The sequence below is a fragment of the Arthrobacter sp. CJL-S3 genome (assembly GCF_056711635.1).
In genome coordinates this window covers 489397-510029 of record NZ_CM160046.1, presented here as the reverse complement: position 1 = coordinate 510029, position 20633 = coordinate 489397, and the positions used below count along the sequence as shown (strand labels likewise).

The window sequence follows — 20633 nt, the reverse complement described above, 5'->3', positions numbered from 1 at the left end:
CAGAAACGGTGCCGGATAACAGCTCAGTTACAGCGTGGTCGGCTGGCGCCGCCTAGGCCGGTTCCGGTTCCCGGCCCAACCCGGGGCGGCTGATTTCCAGGCCGACGTCGTGGCGGACGGTTGCCGGTCCGGCTTCCCGGCGGCTGATTTCGAGGCCGATTTCGTCGTAGGTCGCGAGGAGCTGCGATCGGGCCATGTCCGCCGGATTGTCCAGCAGGCCGAACACGGAGTCGCTCGCGGCGAGCAGTTCGGCGTCGGAGAAGACGTTTAGCGGCCGTGTCCCGGAGGTGTCAATGGACGCGGTGAAGTCCGCCGAGAGATCGAGGGACGGCAGCGCGGCGACGGCGGTATCCCGGGACGGACTCAGCTCCAGGGACACGCCGGCCGAGCTCGGCAGGGCTCCGGCGGTGTCGACGAGCGCCGCGGCGCCGTCGATGGCGTTGAGGTCGTTGCGGAGGCCCGCCAGGGCAGCGGACTCCACGAAGGCGGCGCGGCCGAGGTCCACCCGGATGTGGGACGTGATGCCCATCCGGCGGACGCGCTGGATCAGCTGCATCAGGCTGGGGCGGGAGTGCTGCGTGAGGCTGCCCCGGACATCGATCCGGAGGACATCTGAGGCGATGTCCAGCTTGGCGTGGGCGTTCAACGAGGTGTCCATAGGTACTCCAAAAAAGGGTGTCTATGGCCGACGGCTCAACCTCGATCAGGGTATCGGCCGCAGGAGGTGCGCACAAGTCATACGCCGGTACCGGTTAGCCGGTTTGTCTCCGGCCGGGTTCCTCGAAGTGCGTCCGCGAGGTGGTGCCGCCCACCGACTGGACCAGGGAGGCGGCGATATCACGCAGCTTGACGTTGCCGTTGCTGGACGCGTCGGTGAGGATCCGGACGGCCGTCTCCTGGTTGCAGCGGTTTTGTGCCATGACGATCCCGATGGCGATGTCGATCACGGTGCGGGATTCGAGCGTGGCCCGGAGGTTCGTGGCGCTGTCGGTGTGCAGGGAGAAGCGGACCGCGAGCCGGAGCGCCTGCGAGATCTGGCGGGTGTAGCCGCGCGCCCGGGCGGCAACGTCGCCGTCGAACTTGTGCGGCACATCGGAGTACAGGTTCAGCGCCGCCTGGGCTTCGCCCTGCAGGTGGAACGGCACGGAAAGCACCGAACGAAGGCCGTGCGACGCGACGGCGTTGGCATAGTCCGGGCCCCAGCGGTCCTCATCGAACAGGTCCGGGACGTAGACTTCACGTTCCTCCTGGGCCGCCGTCAGGCACGGGCCCTGCGAAAGCCGGTACTGGATTTCGTCCACCTCGCGGGCGGAGTCGCTGCTCCAGCCGATGGTCGCGGCCTTGCGGTCGCGCAGCAGGGTGATGCCGCACAGGGCGTCGTCGCCGGTGCCGGCGACTTGGTGGGCGGAGAAACGAGCGAGTTCGTTGAGGAAGTCCTCAAAATCGGCGCTGTCCAGGATGAGGTTCTGGATCTGGTCGACGGTGCTGAGGGGCTCAGATTCGAGGATTTCTTCGGGTAGGAGCATGGCGCTTGATCTCCGGAGGGGTGGGTGGATATCTGAAAATGATAATTCACGGTCAATCCACCGTCCACACGCGTCCGCTGAGGGGTGAACTCCTAGCTGAGGCCGAGTTCGTCCTTGCCGAAGGCGAAGAGGTAGGGAACTCCGGCCTCTGCCTCGATCTTTTCCTTGGCACCGGTGTCGCGGTCCACGATCACGGCGACGGCGACGACGTTGCCGCCGGCCCGGCGGACGCCCTCGACGGCCGCCAGCGCGGAGCCTCCGGTCGTGGAGGTGTCCTCCAGCACCAGCACCTTGCGGCCCTCGACGGAGGGGCCCTCCACCTGGCGGCCCATGCCGTAGGACTTCTGCGCCTTGCGGACCACGAAGGCGTCCACGGGGCGTCCGGCGTCGACGGCGGCGTGCATCACGGCGGTGCCCACCGGGTCGGCCCCCATGGTGAGTCCGCCAGCGCACTCGAAGTCGATGCCGGCGTCATCCAGCATCGACAGCATGACCTGGCCGACCAGCTTGGAGGCCTCGTGGTGCAGCGTGATCCGGCGCAGGTCGATGTAGTAGTCGGCCTCGGCGCCGCTGGAGAGGATGACCTTGCCGCGCACGACGGCCAGCTCCTTGATCAGTTCAAGCAGGCGGGCACGGGCGGCAGCGGTGTCAGCTGCAGGGGCACTGTTGGCAGTCATGGGACCCAGTTTAGTGGCTGGCCGGCACCGGATTCCCAGCCGGCCACTTTGATGTCGGCCCCGCCTCCTGCCGGCTCCCCTGGTCCGGCGGCGGGTCTTTGTACTCTAGGAACCCGTGCCGGGCAGGAGTGCGATGGAACCATGACGGCAGGAACGGAACCTTCGACCCGCTGGCCCGCCATTCGCAAGGACGTCGGCAGCTTCCGGGTCCGGCCGAACCTGTTGGACTATGACGCGGCCTGTGCCGGCTTCTCCTGGGACGAGGCCCGGCATCAACTGGCCGGGCTGCCCGGTGGCCACGGCGTCAACATCGCCTACGAGGCGGTGGACCGGCACGCAGCCGGGGGGCATGCCGGGCACGAGGCGCTGCGGTTCGTCCGGGCCGACGGCAGCAGCCACTCCCTGACCTTCGCGGAGCTCGCGGAGCAAACCAGCCGTTTTGCCGGGGTGCTGCGCAGCCTCGGCGTCGGTCGCGGCGAGCGCGTCTTCTCGCTCACCGGGCGCGGACCCGCGCTGTACATTGCGGTGCTGGGCACGCTAAAGAACGCCAGCGTCTTCTGCCCGCTGTTCTCCGCGTTCGGCCCGGAACCGGTCCGCCAGCGGCTGCAGCTCGGATCCGGCCGGGCACTGGTCACCACCCGGGCCCTCTACCGCAAGAAAATTGCCCACCTCCGCGGCTCGCTCCCGGAACTCCGGCACGTCCTGCTGACCGACGCCGACGGCCGCCCGGAACCGGGCACCCTGGACCTTGCCGCGCTGATGCGCGCAGCCCCGGCCGACGGCGGGATCGCGGCGACGCAGGCCGAGGACATGGCCCTGCTGCACTTCACGTCCGGCACCACCGGGACGCCGAAGGGCGCCATCCACGTGCACGACGCCGTCACCGCGCACCACGCGACCGGCACCGCGGCACTGGACCTCCACCCGGAGGACGTGTACTGGTGCACGGCCGACCCCGGCTGGGTCACCGGAACCTCGTACGGCGTCATCGCGCCGCTGACCCACGGGGTGACGACGATCGTGGACGAGGAGGAGATGGACGCGGACCGCTGGTACCGGATCCTCGCCGAACAGCGCGTCACCGTCTGGTACACCGCCCCCACGGCACTGCGGATGCTGATGAAGGCCGGGGCGGACCGCGCCCGGGGCCATGACCTGTCCGCGCTGCGCTTCGTCGCCAGCGTGGGCGAACCGCTCAACCCCGAGGTCGTCGTCTGGGGCCAGGAGGCCTTCGGCCAGCCCGTGCACGACAACTGGTGGCAGACCGAAACCGGCGGCATCATGATTTCCAATTTCGCCGCCACCGAGATCCGCCCCGGATCGATGGGCCGGCCGCTGCCCGGCGTTGTGGCGGGCATCGTGGCCCGGGATGCCCAGGACAGGCCGGTCGTCCGCGACGGCGAGGCGGTCCTCGTGACGGCGCCGGATGCGGTCGGCGAACTGGCCCTGCGGCCGGGCTGGCCGTCGATGTTCCGCGGCTACCTGCATGAGGAGGAGCGCTACCGCCGCTGCTTTGTGGGCGGCTGGTACCTCACCGGCGACCTCGCCAAGCGCGACGCCGACGGCTACTACTGGTTCGTCGGACGCGGCGACGACGTCATCAAGTCCTCCGGGCACCTGATCGGCCCGTTCGAGGTGGAGAGCTCCCTGATGGAACACGAGGCCGTGGCCGAGGCCGGGGTGATCGGGGTTCCCGACCCGGTGGCCGGGGAGGTGGTCAAGGCGTTTGTGGAACTGCGGCCCGGCTGGGAACCCTCGGAGGACCTGCAGCTGGAGATCATCGGCTTCGCCCGCAAGCGGCTCGGCCCGGCGGTGGCGCCGCGGCTGCTGGACTTCACCACGGCCCTGCCCCGGACGCGCAGCGGCAAGATCCTCCGGCGCCTGCTCAAGGCCCGAGAACTCGGGCTGCCGGAGGGCGACACCTCCACGATCGAGACGCCGGCCGGCGCGCCGGAACCGGGCGGACAAGCGCCGGGCGGGCAAGCGCCGGGCGGACAGCGGCCGGGGCCACAGCCATGAGCGGGCCCCTGGACCCGCCGGCCCCCACCCTGGACCCCGCCCACGGGCGGCATCTGCTGCTGCAGATGCTCCGTGTCCGCCGGCTGGAGGAGAAATGCGTCGAGCTGTACAGCGCCGCCAAGATCCGCGGGTTCCTGCACGTTTACATCGGTGAGGAAGCCGTCGCGGCCGGGGTGCTGGAGACCCTGGCGCCGGAGGACGCCGTCGTCGCGACCTACCGGGAGCACGGCCATGCCCTCCTGCGGGGTGTCCCCGCCGGGGCGATCCTCGCCGAGATGTACGGCTACGTCGAGGGCTGCTGCCGCGGCCGCGGCGGGTCCATGCATCTGTTCGACGCCGCCACCCGCTTCTTCGGCGGGAACGCGATCGTCGCCGGCGGCCTGCCGCTCGCCGTCGGGCTGGCCCTCGCGGACAAGATGGCCGGGCGCTCCCGCGTGACCGTGTGCTTCTTCGGGGAAGGCGCCGTCGCGGAAGGGGAGTTCCACGAGAGCCTCAATCTGGCCGCGCTGTGGCAGCTGCCGGTGCTGTTCTGCTGCGAGAACAACCTCTACGCCATGGGCACGGCGCTGGGCCGCTCGGAATCGCAGACGGACATCGCGCTCAAGGCTGCCGCCTACGAGATCGCGGCGTGGGCTGTGGACGGCATGGACGTCCTGGCCGTCGAGGAAACGGCCCGGCGCGCGGTGGACGCCGTCCGGTCCGGCGGCGGCCCGCACTTCCTGGAGCTGCGCACCTACCGCTTCCGGGCGCACTCGATGTTCGACCCGGAACGGTACCGCGACAAGGCCGAAGTCGCCCGCTGGCTCGAACGTGACCCGATCAACCTGCTGCGCGCCGCGATGGAGGCCGCCGGCCAGCTCTCCGCGCAGGACTGGGACCAGCTCGAGGCGGACGCCGACGCCGAAGTGGCCGCCGCCGTCGAATTCGCCGAAGCCGGAACCCCCGAACTGGTGCAGGACCTGACCCGCTTCGTCTACAGCGAGCGCGGCGCCGGCCCGAGAACCGGCGGCGGCACCGGTGAAGGGCTGGAGCCATGAAATCCAGCTACCGCGAGGCACTCCGGGCCGGCATCCGCGATGCCATGCTCCGCGACGAGCGGGTGTTCCTGATGGGCGAGGACGTCGGGGCGTACGGCGGATCCTTCGCGGTGAGCCTGGGCCTGCTGGAGGAATTCGGGCCCGCCCGGATCCGCGATACGCCTTTGTCGGAGTCCGGTTTCGTCGGAGCGGGCATCGGGGCGGCCCTGGGCGGCATGCGCCCGGTCGTGGAGATCATGACCGTCAATTTCAGCCTGCTCGCGCTGGACCAGATCGTGAACAACGCCGCCTCGCTGCTGCACATGTCCGGCGGGCAGTTCAATGTCCCCATCGTGATCCGGATGACCACGGGCGCCGGCCGCCAGCTCGGGGCGCAGCATTCGCACAGCCTTGAGGGCTGGTACGCGCACATCCCCGGCCTGCGCATCCTCGCCCCAGCCACGCTCGCCGACGCCCGCGGCATGCTGTGGACCGCGCTGCAGGATCCCGACCCGGTGCTGATCTTCGAGCACGGCTCGCTGTACAACGTGACCGGGGAACTCGACGACGACGCCGGGCCGGTGGACATCGACACCGCCGCGGTCCGGCGCCCCGGGGACGATCTGTCGCTGATCACCTACGGCGGCACGCTTCCGGCCGTGCTCGACGCCGCCGGACAGCTCGCGGATGAGGGCATCGACGCGGAGGTGCTGGACCTGCGCACCCTGCGGCCGCTCGACGAGGCCGCGATCCTCGCCTCGGTGCGCAGGACCCACCGGGCGGTGGTGGTGGATGAGGGATGGCGCAGCGGAAGCATCTCCGCCGAGATCAGCGCCCGGATCACCGAAAACGCCTTCTATGACCTGGACGCCCCGGTGGGCCGGGTCTGCAGTGCCGAGGTGCCGATCCCCTACTCCAAGCAGCTGGAACTGGCTGCCCTGCCGTCCGCCGAGCGGATCGTGGCCGCAGCCAGGGAGGCGGTCGGGGCCGGTGGGTGACTTCCTGATGCCGTCCCTCGGGGCTGACATGGAGCACGGCAAGATCGTCGAGTGGCTGGTGAAGCCCGGCGACTATGTGCGCCGCGGGGACCTCGTCGCGGTGGTGGACACCGACAAGACGGTCATGGATGTGGAGTCCTTCCAGGAGGGGGTCGTCGCCGAACTGCTCGTGGACCTCGGCCAGACCGTGCCGGTGGGCACCCCGCTGGCCCGGATCGCCCAGACCCCGGCCGAGGTGGGGGCACCCAGTCACGAGGCGCCGCCGCCCCCGGTCCGGCGCGGGGCCCCGAAGACCGGGGAGGCGCCGCCGCTTACCCCGCCGATCGCCCCTCCGGTGCGGCATCTGGCACACCGGCTGGGCGTCGACACCGCCAGGATCCACGGCACCGGCAAGGCCGGCGCCATCACGCGGGCCGATGTGGAACACGCCGTGGCGGCCAGGCCATCCGAAGCCCACGTCCGGTCCTCGCCGCGGGCCAGGCGTCTCGCGGCCGAACTCGGCGTCGAACTCTCCGCGGTCAGCGGCACGGGACCGGAGGGTGCCGTGACCGTGGCGGATGTGCAGCAGGCCGCTGCCCGCCGCCCGGAGGCCGGCCTGGTGGCAGCCCCTGGGGAGGGCCCACCGGAGTCCGGTCAGGTGGAGGCCGGTCAGGAGTCCGGTCTGGTTGAGGCGCCGGTGGAGGCCGCACCGGGAGCTCCCGCGGGAGTAACAGCCAACGAGCCGGCCGCCGGGGTGCCCGCCGCCGCCGCCGCCGCCACGGTTTCCGGGAAGACCGACGAGGCCCGCGAGCGCGTGGCCAGCCTGCGCCGCGCCGTCGGTGCCCTGATGTCGCGCTCGAAGAAGACCATCCCGCACTACTACCTGAGCACCACCCTGGACCTGCGCGCCGCCGTCGACTGGATGCAGTCCGTCAACGCCCAGCGGCCGGTCTCCGCCCGGCTGGTCCCCTCCGCGCTGCTGCTCAAGGCCGCGGCGCTCGCTGCCAAGGACGTCCCGGAGGTGAACGGGTTCTACGACGACGGCGGGTTCCGGCCCAGCGCATCCGTGCACCTTGGTGTCGCCGTCGCCCTGCGCCGCGGCGGCCTGGTGGCCCCGGCTATCCACGACGCGGACACGCTGCCGGTCGATGTGCTGATGGAGCAGCTGAGGGACCTCGTCGGCCGTGCCCGGGCCGGACGGCTGCAGCGCGCCGAAATGGCGGATCCCACGATCACGGTGACGAACCTCGGGGACCTCGGTGTGGAAAGTGTCTTCGGCGTCATCTATCCCCCGCAGGTCGCGATGGTTGGTTTCGGCCGGGTCCTGGAACAGCCGTGGGCGCTGAACGGGATGCTCGGCGTCCGGCCCGCCGTAACCGCCACACTCTCCGCCGACCACCGGGTCAGCGACGGGCTGCGCGGCGGCCGCTACCTGGCGCGGATCGACGAGCTGCTGCAGGCACCGGAGCAACTGTGAAACGGGAGGAACCATGAACGAACAGGACGCCAGGGCGGCCGTGGAGGCGGCTCTGGGCAAGGTGGCGCCGGACGTGGACCTGGCCGAGGTGGACGAGGGCGCCCGGCTCCGGCAGGACCTCGAGCTCGATTCGCTGGATTTCCTCCGGCTGGTTGAAACGATCGACACGGCCACCGGCGTCGACATCCCGGAGCGGGACTACCCGGCAGTGGCCACCGTAAAGGGACTGATCGGCTACCTCGAGACCCACGGCTGAGCCGGACCTCCGGGCCGGCGACTACGGGCCGGAGCGCACCGCGCGGACCGCGTAGTCGAGCTCGACCAGCCCGGCGTCGTAGGTCTTCGCGCTCCGCAGGCTCAGCAGGGTCGGATCCTGGCGGGCCGGGAACACGCCTCGGCCTGCGCCGATCGCGATCGGCATCACGACGAGCCGCACGGAGTCCACTTCGCCGGCGGCGAAGAACGCCTCGCTCAAGGTCAGGCTGCCCCACAGCACAATGGTGCCCTCGACCTCGTGCTTGATCCGGCGGATCGCCTCGACCGCGTCGCCGGATTCGATGGTTGCCGCGGGCAGGTCGCCCCATGGCGCGTTCCTGAGGCTGCGGGAAAACACGAAGCGGCGGAGACCGTTCAGCGCCGGGGCTATGACTTCCCCGTCCGAAGCCGGCGTGGGCCAGAATTCCACGAACATCCGGTAGGTGGCGGCCCCGAGCACCATGGCGTCCACGGTGTCGAGCCATGCCAGCTGGCTGCGGTCAAACTCCGCGGTGCCGCCTTCAAGCATCTCGTAGGCGTTGAATTCGTTGTTGGTGTTGGCCGCGAACCCGTCGGCGGTCACGAATTCCTGGACAACCAGTTGACCCATGATCGGCTCCTCATCTCTGCTACCGGCGTTGCGGGGCGCGCCGGGCGAACGCGGGGGCGTGTTCCGGCCGCGGTCCGAATGCGATAAAGCGCGGCATCACCCTGCCTATGGCCGGTATGCGCCTGCCCAGGAACAGCAGGACAGCCGGCGCCCGGACCGCTTTCCGGTCATGATCGGACCGAAAATCAGGCGGTGCATGATCCGCTGTACAGTCTGGACAATCACCGTGGGCCTCTGACGCCGCCGTTGGACCTTGGCCAGCTCGGCGCGTGGCACCTGCCCGCGGAGCAGCGCAGGGGCAAGGATCTCCGCGGCGGCCACGGCGTCCTGGACGGCTAAGTTGATCCCGACCCCGCCCGCCGGGGACATGGCGTGGGCGGCGTCGCCGATGCAGAGCAGTCCGTTGATGTGCCACTGGCGGAGCCGGTCCAGGCGCACGTCCAGCCAGCGCAGATCCTCCAGCGACGCGATGGCGTCCACCCGGTCGGCGAGGTCCGGGCGGAGCGCTGCGATCCGGCGTCGGAAGCCCTCAATGCCCTCGGCGCGGATCCGGGCGTCCGTTCCCTTCGGTGCCAGGTACCCCATCTGGTAGTAGTCGGTGCGGTTGAGCGCGACGAGGGCCTCACCCCGGCCGAACGCGGGAATTATTCCTGCCACGGCGCCAGGCTCGGAGGCGTAGCGCGGCAGGCGGAACCACCAGGCGTCGAACGGCACGGGATACTCTTTCGTGGCCAGACCTGCTGCGGCGCGCAGGGCGGAATGGCGTCCGTCGGTCGCCACCACCACGTCCGCGCGGATCTCTCCCCCGGCCCCGTCAGCGGTCCGGTAGCGGACCCCCGTGACCCGGCCGCCGTTGCGGACCAGCGAGGTTCCCTTGTGGCCCATCCGCAGGCTGAAGGACGGTTCCTGGGCGGCGGCGTCGGCCAGGAAGTTCAGGAAGTCCCATTGCGGCATCATGGCCACGTAGTTGTAGGGCGGCGGCAGCGAATCGAAGTTGCCCATGGTCACGGGCGGACCGCCGGGGACAGGGAAGGCGACGTTGCTCAGCCGGCTTTGCGGCAGCCGGCGGAACTCCTCGCCCAGGCCCAGCTCATCGATCAGCCGGATCGTGGAGGCGTGGACGGTGTCGCCGCGGAAGTCCCGGAAGAAATCATTGTGCTTCTCCAGCACCGTGACCTGAACGCCGGCCCGCGCCAGCAGCAGCCCCAGCATCATGCCCGCCGGCCCGCCGCCGACCACCACACATCCGGTCTTCTCCATGGCCATACGCTACGCCTGCGCGCGGTGCCGCGGGAGGGGTTTTCGCGGCGGTTCCGGACCGGCGCGGCGGAGATCCACGTAGCGCCGGTCCGAAAGCGTAGCGCCACCCGCAATCCGCAGCGCCGGCCGGACGGACACAGTTGAGCACGGTTGACACCGCTGACTAGGCTTTGAGTCATGCGTGAACTCCAGGCGAAGATCATCGAAGAAATGGGCGTGCTGCCCCGGATCGACCCCGCCGGGGAGGTGCGTAAACGCGTCACGTTCCTCAAGGACTACCTGAAGGCGACCCACACCAAGGGATTCGTCCTCGGGATCTCCGGCGGGCTGGACTCTTCCCTCGCCGGCCGGCTGGCCCAGCTGGCCGTCGATGAGCTCACGGCCGAAGGTGTGGAAGCCAACTTTGTCGCCGTCCGCCTCCCCTACGGCGTGCAGCACGACGAGCACGACGCCCAGGCCGCACTGGACTTCATCCAGGCAAAGACCGAGTGGACGTTCAACATCTCCGCGGCCGTGGACGGCTTTGAAGACGAGTTCGAAAAGACCGTGGGCAACGGCATCTCCGACTTCCACAAGGGCAACACCAAGGCCCGCACCCGCATGATCGCGCAGTATGCCCTCGCCGGCGAGCACAATTACCTGGTCATCGGCACGGACCACGGCGCGGAATCGGTCATCGGCTTCTTCACCAAGTACGGCGACGGCGGCGCGGACATCCTGCCGCTGTTCGGGCTGGACAAGCGCCAGAACCGTGCGCTGCTGGCCGAGCTGGGCGCCCCGGCCCGGATCTGGGAGAAGGTGCCCACGGCCGACCTCCTCGACGGCCAGCCCGGACGCACGGACGAGGACGAACTGGGCATCAGCTACGACACGATCGATGACTACCTTGAGGGCCGCGACATCCCCGACGCCGAGGCCGAGCTGATCGAAGAGAAATACCTCCGCACCCGGCACAAGCGCACCGTCCCGGTCACCATCTTCGACACCTGGTGGAAGTAGCCGGCCACGGATAGTCAGCGGTCCGGGTAGTTCCCCTGCGCGTGGGTGGTGCCCTGCAGCAGTGTGGAGATACGGTGGGCCTCGTCCATCAGCAGGCGGCCCAGCATCGCTTGGCGTTCCCCCTTGAAGCGCGGTTCGATGCCGGTCAGTGACAGCGCCCAGGCCGGGCGCCCGCGCTGGTCGAACGCCGCTGCCCCCATCCCCCAGCTGCCTTCCAGCACGAGCCCAGGATTCACCGAATAGCCGGCCTGCCGCGTCGCGGCCAGGTTGGCCCGGACCAGCGCCTCGGTGTGGGCTGCCGCGAAACTTCCCGCGTGCGCGGGCCAGTCTGCCAGCAGTTCCTCCTGCTCCGCCTCGGGCAGGAAGGCCATGATGGCGGTCCCCGCGGAGGCGACCCCGAGCGGGAAGCGGACGCCCTCGTGCAGCACGAAGGACCGCACCGGGAAGCTGCCCTCCTCCCGGAGCAGGCACACCGTTTCGGCGCCGCGCCGGATGGAGAAGAATGCGCTTTCACCGGTCGCCTCGGCGAGCCGGCGGAGGCTGGGCCGGGCGGTGTCCTCCAGCGGGAACCGCGCCGAGGCCACCGAACCCATCAGCAGGATTTCCGGTCCCAGCACCCAGTTGCCGCTGGCCGGGTCCTGGTCCAGCAGCCCCTCGGCGGCCAGCGAACTGAGCAGGCGGTGCACGGTGGGGCGGGTGAGCCCGGATTCCCTGACGAGTTCCACGAGCGGGGAGCCCTCCGGTTTCCGCCCGACGATGCGCAGCAGGGACGCCACGCGGCTGACGACTTGTGCGCCCTGGACCGGTAATGAAGACATCATTTTCCTCGGACTTTGCATTGGATCCATTCAAACTATCCACATTGTGGATGGTCTATAGCCTACCGTCCACACTGTAAAAACGGCACCTTTGACGCCAAAATCATCCATTGACAGCCCCCAATTCGGCACCGTAGGCTCCAACACCAGAGGAACAGTCCACAACGTGGATTGCGTCAAGAGCTCAATGAGGAGATCCAATGTCAAAGCTGAAATGCGGAGCGGCCGCCGCGCTGCAGGACGTACTGCGGGACGGCATGACGCTCGCCGTCGGAGGCTTTGGCCTCAGCGGCATCCCGGCTGACCTGATCGAGGCGGTGCGCGACTCAGGCGTCAAGGACCTCACCGTGGTGTCCAACAACATGGGCGTGGACGGCAAGGGCCTCGGCGTGCTGATTGAAGCCGGCCAGGTCCGCAAGGTCATCGCCTCCTATGTGGGCGAGAACAAGCTCTTCGCCGAGCAGTACCTCGCCGGCAAGCTGGAGGTGGAGTTCACCCCGCAGGGCACCCTGGCCGAGCGCCTCCGCGCCGGCGGCGCCGGTATCCCGGCGTTCTACACCAAGACCGGCGTCGGGACCCTCGTCGCTGAAGGCAAACCGCTCGCGGAGTTCGACGGCGAGACATTCGTCCTGGAACGCGCCATCAAGGCCGACGTTTCCCTGGTGCACGCCCACACCGCCGACACCGACGGCAACCTGATCTACCGCTACACCGCGCAGAACTTCAACCCCGTCGTCGCCGCAGCCGGCGCCGTGACCGTCGCGGAGGCCGAGGTCATCGTCGAACCCGGCGTCCTGGATCCCCACCACATCATCACTCCCGGCGTTTTCATCCAGCGCCTGGTCCAGGCCAGCGACCGGGTCAAGGACATCGAACAGCGCACGGTCCGCCCCCGCGCCGAAGCGGCCGAAGCGGCCGCCGCAGCCGCCGCCTCCGTCCCGGCCTAAGCGCCCGCCCCTACTTCCTTCAGGAGAAACATCATGGCTTGGACCCGGAATGAAATGGCTGCCATCGCGGCCGAAGAGCTCAACGACGGCGACTACGTCAACCTCGGCATCGGCATCCCCACGATGGTCGCCAACAACCTGCGCGAAGGCGTCCGCGTCGTGCTGCAGAGCGAAAACGGCCTGCTCGGCATGGGGCCGTTCCCCTACGAGGGCGAGGAGGACGCGGACCTCATCAACGCCGGCAAGCAGACCGTCACGGTCCTGCCCGGCGGCAGCATCTTCGACTCCGCCGCCTCCTTCGGCATGATCCGCGGAGGGCACGTCAAGGTCGCCATCCTGGGCGCCATGCAGGTCTCCGGGGACGGCGACCTCGCCAACTGGACCATCCCCGGCAAGATGGTCAAGGGCATGGGCGGGGCCATGGACCTCGTCGCCGGAACCCCGCGCGTCGTGGTCCTTACCGAGCACAACGCCAAGGACGGCACCGCCAAGATCGTCAAGGAATGCACCCTGCCCCTCACCGGGCTGAGCTGCGTGGACCGCATCATCAGCGACCTCGCGGTGTTCGACCTTGTGAAGAATGAACACGTTGCAGGCGGCGGCCGGCAGCTCACGCTGACCCGCCTCGCCCCGGGCGTCACCGTGGAGGAACTCCGCGGAAAGACGGAGGCCCCGTTCGACGTCGCCCCGTCCCTGGACACCACCCCGACCATAGAAGCCAGCACCCTTGAAGGAGCAACCGCATGAGCCTGCGCGAACAGTTCGGTAAAGACGTCCTGCTGACCGGCTGGGGCCACAGCCGCTTCGGAAAGCTCACCGACGAAACCCTCGAATCCCTGATCGTCCAGGTCGCCACGGAGGCGATCGGCAACGCCGGGATCGAACCCGGCCAGATCGACGAGATCTACCTCGGCCAGTTCAACTCCGGCATGATGCCGCTGGCGTTCCCGTCCTCGCTGGCCCTGCAGGTCTCGGAGCAGCTGGCCAACGTCCCGTCCACCCGGGTCGAGAACGCCTGCGCCTCCGGGTCGGCCGCCTTCCAGCAGGGCACCAAATCGCTGCTGGCCGGAACCGCGAAGACCGTCCTCGTGATCGGCGCCGAAAAGATGACCCACGCCGGGGCCGACGTCGTCGGGGCTGCCCTGCTCGGCGCCGACTACGACATGGCCGGCAAGGCCTCCAGCACCGGCTTCACCGGGCTCTTCGCCGAGGTCGCCAAGCATTACGAGAAGCGCTACGGACCAGTGTCGGACGTCCTGGGCACCATCGCGGCGAAGAACCACCGCAACGGCGTGGACAACCCCTACGCCCAGCTCCGCAAGGACCTTGGCGAGGAGTTCTGCCGCACCGTCTCGGACAAGAACCCGATGGTCGCCGACCCGCTGCGCCGTACCGACTGCTCGCCCGTGTCCGACGGCGCCGCCGCCGTCGTCCTCAGCGTTTCCCCGACCGGGGGTGCCACCGCCCCGGTCCGTCTTGCCGGGTTCGGCCATGCGAACGATTTCTTCCCCACCGAACGCCGCGACCCCACCGCCTTCACCGCGACGCGGGCCTCCTGGCAGCGCGCGCTGGGCATGGCCGGCGTCGGGCTCGATGAGCTGGACTTCGCCGAGGTGCACGACTGCTTCACCATCGCCGAACTGCTCATGTACGAGGCCATGGGACTGACCGAACCGGGCCAGGGGTCCCGCGCCATCGAGGAGGGCTGGGTCTTCAAGGACGGCAAGCTGCCCGTCAACGTCTCCGGCGGCCTCAAGGCCAAGGGCCACCCCGTGGGTGCGACCGGCGTCTCGCAGCACGTCATCGCGGCGATGCAGCTCACCGGCACCGCCGGCGCCATGCAGCTGGCGAACCCGCGCCGCGGCGCCGTGCAGAACATGGGCGGGGTCGGCATCGCCAACTACGTCAGCGTGCTTGAAGCCGTCTGAGAAAGCCACCGCGGGGTCAGATCCGGCCGATGCCGGGCGGCCTAATGGGCCGCTTCTGACCCCGCGTTGCCTGTGGTGCGAGGCGAAAAGTGTCTGAGTCAAGCATTGAAAACGTCGCGGACCTGCTGTTCCGTGACCTGCAATACCTGAAGGCGAACAGCGTTCAGCGGTGCCTCGACGAGGTCCCGGGCTACCGCGGCGTGGCGGAAACGGACATCAGCTCCTCCGTTGAGCAGAACCTGCGCATGGCCATCCACGCGGTGAAATCCGGGGTCGTGCCCGCGTCGTCGGAACTCGCGGTGGAGGCCCGGGTGGCCCAGGTCCGCTTCCACCAGGGCCTGCGCATCGAGGACATCATGCGGGGGTACCGGCTGTCCATGGCCGTGATCCAGGACCGCTTCCTCGACATCGCCCATGAGGTGGGGCTCGGCGACCGGGAAATCCTCGCGGCGCACCGGGTCCTCTGGGGCGTCAGCGACTCCTACACCGCCGCACTCGTCCACTCGTACCGCGAAAGCAGCGTCCAGCAGGCGGTCCGGGACCATGAGCTGCGGCAGGACTATCTGCGTGCCGTCCTGGCGGGATCGCTCGCCGACAGCGAGCTGCGCACACGCTCCTCGGACTTCGGGATCGACCCCCAGCGCGCCTTCCACGCCCTGCACGCCAGGCCCCGGCCCGGGTCTTCCCCCGATGAACTGCTGCGCGTCCTGGCCGGACAACTGCCGACCGGCGACGGCGTGCTGACCCTGCGGGCGGGCGACGTCGTAGGGTTCACGGCCCGACGGCCGGAGCCGCCCGGGGACACCGCCACTATCGCGCTGGGCCCGGCCCTCCCGCTCGCGGAACTGCCCCGGTCCAAGACTGCCGCCGACCGGGTCTTCGACGCCGCCTGGAAACGGCCGTCCGGCGGCGCCTTCTCCCTGGAGGACCTGACGTGGCGGACGGCCGCCGGTGACACGGATGTCACGGCCGTGCTGCGCCGGCGTTACCTGGCCCCTTTTGCCGCCGACGCCGACTTCGGCCGCATCGTGCTGGCGTCGGTACAGAGCTACCTGGACCACGACCGCCGGATTTCCGCGGCCGCCAAGGCCCTGTCCGTACACGAAAACACCCTCCGCTACCGCCTGCAGAAGTTCGAGCAGGCCACCGGCGCGCGCCTGGACGCCACCAACACCATCGTGGAGCTCTGCTGGGCCTTCGAGGCCTGCCAGGAGGCATCGCCGGGGGCGTTGTAGAAACCCACAACCGCTGCCGGATTCCCTTTGATCTGGCTCCATAGTCCGGGCACCGGACGCTCCGTAACGTGGTTTGCATCACAGCCGGATGATCTGCTGACCCGCGACCTGACCGTCCGGACGACGCACCCTTGATCGTCCGGGACCATCGGATCTGGGAGCAACCGGATGAGCGTCATCACCGCCACACCACCTGTCAGCAGGGCCCGCCAACTGGCGGCCGCCACCGTCGGAAACATCGTTGAATGGTTCGACTGGTACGTCTACTCCATGCTGGCCTTGTACTTTTCCGCCCAGTTCTTCCCGAAAACGGGTGACCCCATCGTCCCGCTGCTCAGTGCTATGGCGATCTTCGCCGTCGGCTTCTTCATGCGTCCGCTCGGCGGCTTTCTCGGCGGCATTGTTGCGGACCGTTTCGGCCGGAAGAAGGCGCTCACCTCGACCGTGATGCTGATGGGCGTCGGCAGCCTCCTCGTGGCCATCGCCCCCACCTATGACCAGGTCGGGGTTCTCTCGCCGATCATCCTGGTGGTGGCCCGGCTCCTTCAGGGGCTGTCCACCGGCGGTGAATTTGCCGCCTCCTCGACGTTCCTGGTGGAATCCGCGCCGGAGGGCCGCCGTGGATTCTTCTCCAGCTTCCTGTACATCGGGGCGACGCTGGGCAACCTCGCGGCGATCAGCTCGGTGGCCCTGCTCGTGGCTACCCTGCCGGACGAGGCCATGCGCGAATGGGGCTGGCGGGTGCCGTTCGCGATCGGAACCCTCGGCGCGGCGGCCGGTCTGTTCATCCGCCGGTTCGCCGAGGAAACCTTGGTGACCGAGGACGCAGCCCCCGGCTCCGGACCGGGCGCAGCCCCCGCGGCGAAGCCCTCCGTCTTCGAATTCATGCGCACCCACCCGAAGGAGTGCGTCCTGGTCTTCGCGATCAACGCCGCCCCCACCCTGTTCTTCTACGTGTTCACGTCCTACCTGCCGACGTATGCGCACATCACGGTCGGCTTTGACATGAAGAACGGCCTGCTGGTGGGGCTCATCTCCTTGTCCTACTTCGCGGTCCTGCAGCCCGTCATGGGCATCCTCTCGGACCGGATCGGCCGCAAACCGCTGCTGCTGACCTTCGGGATCGGTTTCACCCTGCTGACCCTTCCGCTGCTGAACTCCCTCCAGAACAGCTTCCTGAGCCTGCTGCTGGTCCAGATGGCGGCCCTGACGCTGCTGGCCTGCTACACGTCCATCACGTCCGCCGTGATGTGCGAGCTCTTCCCCGCCCGTATCCGGGCCGCCGGCATCGGCCTGCCCTACGCGCTCGGTGTTGCCCTGGTCGGCGGCACCGGACCGTACATCGCCACCTGGCTGGCCGATGCCAAGATGATCGACGTCTTCGGCTGGTACCTGACCATCCTCGCCGCGATCACAACCGCCGTCTTCCTAAGGCTGAAGGAAAGCTACAAGACGGGACTGCCGCAGTGAGCATCATCGGATTCTTTGACCGCGGCTGGCGGTCCAACCCCGACGGCGTTGCGTACGTCCAGGGCGCCACCTCCTACACCTTCACCGAGGCCGGCGAACTGTCCTGCCGGATCGCCAACGCGCTGCTGGCCTCCGGGCTCTCGTCCGGGGCGAAGATTGCTGTCCTCGCCCCCAACGATCCGCTGGCCTGGATCTGCGTCCTGGGCATCTGGCGCTCCGGGTACACCTGGATTCCGGCGAACCCGGCGAGCCCGGGCGGCGAAACCGCGCAGCTGCTCGAATCGTTCGACGCGGAGCTGGTGATCTTCCACTCCAGCCTGGCCGAGGACGCCCGGCACCTCCGGGGCGCCCTCCCCGCCGTCAGGCAATGGGTCCAGTTCGGGTCCGACGACGCCGGGCCGGCGGACACCCCGTTCACCGGGTGGATCGCCCCGCACCCGGCCACCAGGCCGGCCGTCCGCTCCGCCCCGGACGACGTCGTCTCGCTGGCCCCGACCGGCGGAACGACGGGCCTGCCGAAGGGCGTGATGAACACCAACAGAAGCCTGTCGGCCTTCGCGACCCACCTGATGATGGCTGCGCACTACGGTTCCGAGGACGCTATCGTGAACCTCGCCGCCGCCCCGATGACGCACACCGCCGGGCTGCTCAGCCTGGCCGCGACCGCCCGGGGCGGCACCGTCGTCGTGCTCCCCAAAGCGAATCCGGGCGCCGTGCTCGACGCCATCGAGCAGTACGGGGTGACCGATCTGTTCCTGCCCCCCACCGTCATCTACCGGCTTCTGGAGGTGCTGCAGGAAACGCCGAGGGAACTGTCCTCGCTGCGGTACCTGATCTACGGGGCGGCGCCGATGTCCGTGGAGAAACTGCGGCAGGCGCTCACCGCCATCGGCCCCGTGATGATGGAGCTGTACGGGCAGATGGAAGCGCCCGCCGCCGTCACCTTCCTCCGGCCCGACGAGCACTTCGTCGACGGCGCCATCGCTCCCGACTCCCGGTTGTCCTCCTGCGGGCGGCCTTACCCGCTGGTCCAGGTCGAGGTGCGCGACGACGACGGGCTGGCACTTCCGCCCGGAACCCCCGGCGAGATCTGCGTCCGGGGCGACCTGGTCATGCAGGGCTACTACAAGAATCCCGAACAGACCCGGCTGGCAATCCGGGACGGCTGGCTGCACACCGGCGACATCGGGCTCTTCGACGACGAGGGCTACCTGCACCTCACGGACCGGAGGCGCGACCTCATCATTTCCGGCGGGTTCAACGTCTACCCGAGCGAGGTGGAGCAGGTCATCTGGGGCCACCCGGCGGTCCGTGATTGCGCAGTGATCGGGTCACCGCACCCGGACTGGGGCGAGGCGGTGACGGCCGTCGTCGAGCTCAACGAAAACTGCTCCGTCACCGAACAGGAGCTCATCGCCCTCTGCAAACAGGAGCTGGGCAGCATCCGGGCGCCCAAAGCCGTGCACCTTGTCCCCGCCCTGCCCCGCAGCGTCAACGGGAAAGTCCTCAAGAAAACCATTCGCGAAGCCTTTTGGCGCGACGAGAAAACCAAGATCTAGGAGAACAGCGATGCCGAAGAGACTAGAAGGAAAAATCGCCCTCGTCGTGGGTGCCGGGTCCAGCGCACCCGGGATGGGCAACGGAAAGGCCACCGCCATCGCCTTTGCCCGCGAAGGCGCCACGGTGGTGTGCACGGACGTCAACGAGGCGGCCGCCAAGGAGACGGAGCGGCTGATCCTGGACGAAGGCGGCCGCGCACGGCACCTCGCCTTCGATGTCACCGACTCCGCCGCGGTCGGCCGCGCCGTCGCCGGCGTTATCGACGAATTCGGCCGGATCGACGTCCTCGACAACAACGTCGGCATCGCCAAGGTGGGCGGCGTCGTGGAACTGGACGAATCCGAGTGGGACCGGGTCCACGCCATCAACCTCAAGGGCCCCTTCCTGACCATGAAGCACGTCATCCCGCACATGGTGGCCCAGGGCGGGGGCTCCATCATCAACATCTCCTCGCTGGCAGGCATCCGCTGGACCGGGGTCCCGTACGCCACCTACTACTCCTCCAAGGCGGCCCTCAACCACCTGAGCCGCACCACCGCCGCCGAGTACGCCTCCAAGCACGTCCGCGTCAACGCGATCCTCCCCGGCCTCATGGAAACCCCCATGGTCACGGAATCTGCTGAACTCGCCGGAGCCTACGCGGACGGGCATCGCGAGGAAATGCTCAGGAAGCGGCACGCCCAGGTCCCAATGGGCCACATGGGGACCGCCTGGGACGTGGCCAACGCCGCCGTCTTCCTGGCCAGCGACGAGTCCGCGTACGTCACGGGCATCGAACTGCGCGTGGACGGCGGGATTTCGCTGGGGATCTGACCCCGGATCGCTTGTTCGGTACGGGGGCGGGTGCGGCGGAGGCTGGGTCAGGCGTAGTCGTTGTAGAAGCCGCGGCCGCTTTTGACCCCCAGCCAGCCCTTGGCGATGTACTCCTGCAGCATGGGGGCGGATTTGTTCTCGACTCCGGCCACCTCGCAGTAGTGGTTCTCGATGTCCAGGACCACGTCCAGGCCCACCTCGTCCATGAAGCGGAACGGGGTGATCTCGGACTTGAAGAGGTCGGCGAACAGAGCGTCCACGTCCCGCGGCTCCGCCACCCCCTCGGCCACGACCAGCAGTGATTCGCGCTTGATCGCCGCCCAGATCCGGTTGAAGATGAAACCGGTGCTCTGCTTGCGCACCCGATGCGGGACCAGGGCGTACTTGGGCAGCTCGGCCATGAGCAGTTCGATGATCCGCGGGTCGGTGTGGCCGCTGGACATCAGCTCCACCGAACGCACTTCCGGCGGCATGTAGAAGTGCATGTTCAGGACCCGCTCCGGGTTGTTCACGCCGCCGATGAATTCGGAGGAGGCGAACGCGGAAGAGCTGCTGGCCAGCACGGCGTCCGGGGCAGTCAGCTGGTCAAGGTCAGCGAAGATTGCCTGCTTGAGGCCCAGCTTTTCGGGCACCGCCTCGACCACGAGCCACGAATCCCGCAGGGCGTCCGCGAGGTTGTCCCGCGCCGCGAGCCGGACCGCCGGGCTGCCCCCGAGCTCTTCGACGGTGCGGTGGCGCTGCGTGGCGACGTACTCGAGCGCGGCCCTGGCCACGGCGAGGCTGGTGTCGAAGACGCGCACTTCCGCGCCCTGGAGCGACAGCATCAAGGCGATACGCCGACCCCGGGTTCCGCCGCCGACGACGGTAATGGGCCGGTCCGCGATGTTGGCGGGGAGCGTGTAGGTCATGCCAATTCCTTTCAGCGGCTGGCACCGATGCGGCGGCCAGATGGATGCGGTTCGTGCTGGTGCCCTTGGCGTCAATACAAGGGCAGGGACAGCGGCCAACACAAGGGCCCGCGGGCAGGACTAAACTCGGACCACGCC

20 protein-coding genes are annotated in these 20633 nt (G+C 68.9%); 13 read left to right on the top strand and 7 right to left on the bottom strand.

Annotation, left to right across the window (positions count from 1 at the left end; translation table 11 throughout):
• Positions 1-52: 52 nt before the first annotated feature.
• From AC06G6_RS02410 to pyrE, 3 genes are all read right to left on the bottom strand, one after another.
• Positions 53-658 (bottom strand): hypothetical protein, encoded by a 606-nt coding sequence (locus tag AC06G6_RS02410; RefSeq protein ID WP_479826009.1) that lies wholly within the window; start codon positions 656-658, stop codon positions 53-55.
• A 94-nt stretch (positions 659-752) separates the two neighbouring features.
• Complete coding sequence (locus tag AC06G6_RS02405; RefSeq protein WP_479826007.1) at positions 753-1526, bottom strand: GAF and ANTAR domain-containing protein; 774 nt, start codon at positions 1524-1526, stop codon at positions 753-755.
• Positions 1527-1618: 92 nt separating this feature from the next.
• Positions 1619-2203 carry an orotate phosphoribosyltransferase gene (pyrE, locus tag AC06G6_RS02400; protein WP_307461824.1) on the bottom strand — a complete coding sequence of 195 codons (585 nt, stop codon included), beginning with the start codon at positions 2201-2203 and terminating at the stop codon, positions 1619-1621.
• Between the two features lie 141 nt (positions 2204-2344).
• On the opposite strand from pyrE, the gene acsA reads away from it, so the two are divergent.
• The 5 genes from acsA to AC06G6_RS02375 are packed head-to-tail and all read left to right on the top strand — an operon-like array spanning position 2345 to position 7948.
• Positions 2345-4222, top strand: a complete 1878-nt coding sequence (gene acsA, locus AC06G6_RS02395; protein ID WP_479826004.1) for an acetate--CoA ligase — start codon at positions 2345-2347, stop codon at positions 4220-4222.
• Positions 4219-5259 (top strand): pyruvate dehydrogenase (acetyl-transferring) E1 component subunit alpha, encoded by a 1041-nt coding sequence (gene pdhA / locus AC06G6_RS02390; RefSeq protein WP_479826002.1) that lies wholly within the window; start codon positions 4219-4221, stop codon positions 5257-5259. Before acsA ends, pdhA begins: the two co-directional genes overlap by 4 nt.
• Positions 5256-6236, top strand: coding sequence for an alpha-ketoacid dehydrogenase subunit beta (locus AC06G6_RS02385; protein ID WP_479826000.1), 981 nt, complete (start codon positions 5256-5258; stop codon positions 6234-6236). The genes pdhA and AC06G6_RS02385 overlap by 4 nt, the downstream gene beginning before the upstream one ends.
• On the top strand, positions 6229-7692 hold the full coding sequence (locus AC06G6_RS02380; protein WP_479825998.1) for a dihydrolipoamide acetyltransferase family protein: 1464 nt from the start codon (positions 6229-6231) through the stop codon (positions 7690-7692). Before AC06G6_RS02385 ends, AC06G6_RS02380 begins: the two co-directional genes overlap by 8 nt.
• A 13-nt stretch (positions 7693-7705) precedes the next feature.
• Positions 7706-7948 (top strand): acyl carrier protein, encoded by a 243-nt coding sequence (locus tag AC06G6_RS02375; RefSeq protein ID WP_479825996.1) that lies wholly within the window; start codon positions 7706-7708, stop codon positions 7946-7948.
• Between the two features lie 21 nt (positions 7949-7969).
• Here the strand turns inward: AC06G6_RS02375 and AC06G6_RS02370 are convergent, their stop codons facing one another.
• Positions 7970-8557: a dihydrofolate reductase family protein gene (locus tag AC06G6_RS02370; protein WP_479825994.1), complete on the bottom strand. Its 588-nt coding sequence runs from the start codon at positions 8555-8557 to the stop codon at positions 7970-7972.
• Between the two features lie 105 nt (positions 8558-8662).
• Positions 8663-9817 (bottom strand): FAD-dependent oxidoreductase, encoded by a 1155-nt coding sequence (locus AC06G6_RS02365; protein WP_479825992.1) that lies wholly within the window; start codon positions 9815-9817, stop codon positions 8663-8665.
• 177 nt (positions 9818-9994) lie between these two features.
• On the opposite strand from AC06G6_RS02365, the gene nadE reads away from it, so the two are divergent.
• Entirely contained in the window at positions 9995-10816 is an 822-nt protein-coding gene (gene nadE, locus AC06G6_RS02360; RefSeq protein WP_479825990.1) for an ammonia-dependent NAD(+) synthetase, read from the top strand.
• 14 nt (positions 10817-10830) lie between these two features.
• Here the strand turns inward: nadE and AC06G6_RS02355 are convergent, their stop codons facing one another.
• Positions 10831-11634, bottom strand: coding sequence for an IclR family transcriptional regulator (locus AC06G6_RS02355; RefSeq protein ID WP_479828828.1), 804 nt, complete (start codon positions 11632-11634; stop codon positions 10831-10833).
• A gap of 200 nt (positions 11635-11834) precedes the next feature.
• On the opposite strand from AC06G6_RS02355, the gene AC06G6_RS02350 reads away from it, so the two are divergent.
• From AC06G6_RS02350 to AC06G6_RS02320, 7 genes are all read left to right on the top strand, one after another.
• Positions 11835-12581 carry a CoA transferase subunit A gene (locus tag AC06G6_RS02350; RefSeq protein WP_479825988.1) on the top strand — a complete coding sequence of 249 codons (747 nt, stop codon included), beginning with the start codon at positions 11835-11837 and terminating at the stop codon, positions 12579-12581.
• Between the two features lie 33 nt (positions 12582-12614).
• Positions 12615-13328 carry a CoA transferase subunit B gene (locus AC06G6_RS02345; protein WP_479825986.1) on the top strand — a complete coding sequence of 238 codons (714 nt, stop codon included), beginning with the start codon at positions 12615-12617 and terminating at the stop codon, positions 13326-13328.
• A complete protein-coding gene (locus tag AC06G6_RS02340) occupies positions 13325-14509 on the top strand; it encodes an acetyl-CoA acetyltransferase (protein ID WP_479825984.1) in 1185 nt (394 codons plus the stop codon). The genes AC06G6_RS02345 and AC06G6_RS02340 overlap by 4 nt, the downstream gene beginning before the upstream one ends.
• A gap of 89 nt (positions 14510-14598) precedes the next feature.
• Positions 14599-15744: a PucR family transcriptional regulator gene (locus tag AC06G6_RS02335; protein WP_479825982.1), complete on the top strand. Its 1146-nt coding sequence runs from the start codon at positions 14599-14601 to the stop codon at positions 15742-15744.
• Positions 15745-15912: 168 nt separating this feature from the next.
• Positions 15913-17214: an MFS transporter gene (locus tag AC06G6_RS02330; protein WP_479825981.1), complete on the top strand. Its 1302-nt coding sequence runs from the start codon at positions 15913-15915 to the stop codon at positions 17212-17214.
• Positions 17211-18773 (top strand): class I adenylate-forming enzyme family protein, encoded by a 1563-nt coding sequence (locus tag AC06G6_RS02325; RefSeq protein ID WP_479825978.1) that lies wholly within the window; start codon positions 17211-17213, stop codon positions 18771-18773. The genes AC06G6_RS02330 and AC06G6_RS02325 overlap by 4 nt, the downstream gene beginning before the upstream one ends.
• A 10-nt stretch (positions 18774-18783) precedes the next feature.
• Positions 18784-19587 carry an SDR family NAD(P)-dependent oxidoreductase gene (locus AC06G6_RS02320; protein ID WP_479825976.1) on the top strand — a complete coding sequence of 268 codons (804 nt, stop codon included), beginning with the start codon at positions 18784-18786 and terminating at the stop codon, positions 19585-19587.
• A gap of 47 nt (positions 19588-19634) precedes the next feature.
• On the opposite strand, the gene AC06G6_RS02315 is transcribed toward AC06G6_RS02320, so the two are convergent.
• Positions 19635-20495 carry a 3-hydroxyacyl-CoA dehydrogenase family protein gene (locus tag AC06G6_RS02315; RefSeq protein ID WP_479825974.1) on the bottom strand — a complete coding sequence of 287 codons (861 nt, stop codon included), beginning with the start codon at positions 20493-20495 and terminating at the stop codon, positions 19635-19637.
• Positions 20496-20633: the final 138 nt, after the last annotated feature.